Source organism: Streptomyces sp. NPDC013187, assembly GCF_042899705.1.
GTDB lineage: Bacteria > Actinomycetota > Actinomycetes > Streptomycetales > Streptomycetaceae > Streptomyces > Streptomyces hawaiiensis_A.
Genome location: NZ_JBIBAF010000051.1, coordinates 1 through 1,385, shown reverse-complemented (window position 1 = coordinate 1,385; position 1,385 = coordinate 1). Strand labels below are relative to the sequence as shown.

General features: G+C 56.2%; 2 rRNA genes. Both read right to left on the bottom strand.

The window, feature by feature from the left end:
* Positions 1-117 (bottom strand): 5S ribosomal RNA (rrf, locus tag ACFY5B_RS39460).
* A 95-nt stretch (positions 118-212) separates the two neighbouring features.
* Positions 213-1,385 (bottom strand): 23S ribosomal RNA (locus tag ACFY5B_RS39455); the annotation flags it as partial.

The following is a 1,385-nucleotide window of genomic DNA, read 5'->3' as shown; positions in this document are numbered from 1 at the left end:
GTTCGGCGGCGTCCTACTCTCCCACAGGGTCCCCCCTGCAGTACCATCGGCGCTGTAAGGCTTAGCTTCCGGGTTCGGAATGTAACCGGGCGTTTCCCCTACGCTATAACCACCGAAACACTATGAAACTGTCGAACCATGCCGCACCATACCGTGACCATGGCATGGGGCTGTTCGTGGTTTCAGAACCAACACAGTGGACGCGAGCAACTGAGGACAAGCCCTCGGCCTATTAGTACCGGTCAACTCCACACGTTACCGTGCTTCCATATCCGGCCTATCAACCCAGTCGTCTACTGGGAGCCTTACCCTCTCAAGGAGGTGGGAATACTCATCTCGAAGCAGGCTTCCCGCTTAGATGCTTTCAGCGGTTATCCCTCCCGAACGTAGCCAACCAGCCATGCCCTTGGCAGAACAACTGGCACACCAGAGGTTCGTCCGTCCCGGTCCTCTCGTACTAGGGACAGCCCTTCTCAATATTCCTACGCGCACAGCGGATAGGGACCGAACTGTCTCACGACGTTCTAAACCCAGCTCGCGTACCGCTTTAATGGGCGAACAGCCCAACCCTTGGGACCGACTCCAGCCCCAGGATGCGACGAGCCGACATCGAGGTGCCAAACCATCCCGTCGATATGGACTCTTGGGGAAGATCAGCCTGTTATCCCCGGGGTACCTTTTATCCGTTGAGCGACGGCGCTTCCACAAGCCACCGCCGGATCACTAGTCCCGACTTTCGTCCCTGCTCGACCCGTCGGTCTCACAGTCAAGCTCCCTTGTGCACTTACACTCAACACCTGATTGCCAACCAGGCTGAGGGAACCTTTGGGCGCCTCCGTTACTCTTTAGGAGGCAACCGCCCCAGTTAAACTACCCATCAGACACTGTCCCTGATCCGGATCACGGACCCAGGTTAGACATCCAGCACGACCAGACTGGTATTTCAACGACGACTCCCCCTGAACTGGCGTCCAGAGTTCACAGTCTCCCAGCTATCCTACACAAGCCGAACCGAACACCAATATCAAACTGTAGTAAAGGTCCCGGGGTCTTTCCGTCCTGCTGCGCGAAACGAGCATCTTTACTCGTAGTGCAATTTCACCGGGCCTATGGTTGAGACAGTCGAGAAGTCGTTACGCCATTCGTGCAGGTCGGAACTTACCCGACAAGGAATTTCGCTACCTTAGGATGGTTATAGTTACCACCGCCGTTTACTGGCGCTTAAGTTCTCAGCTTCGCCCTGACGAATCAGAGCTAACCGGTCCCCTTAACGTTCCAGCACCGGGCAGGCGTCAGTCCGTATACATCGCCTTACGGCTTCGCACGGACCTGTGTTTTTAGTAAACAGTCGCTTCTCGCTGGTCTCTGCGGCCACCCCCAGCTCA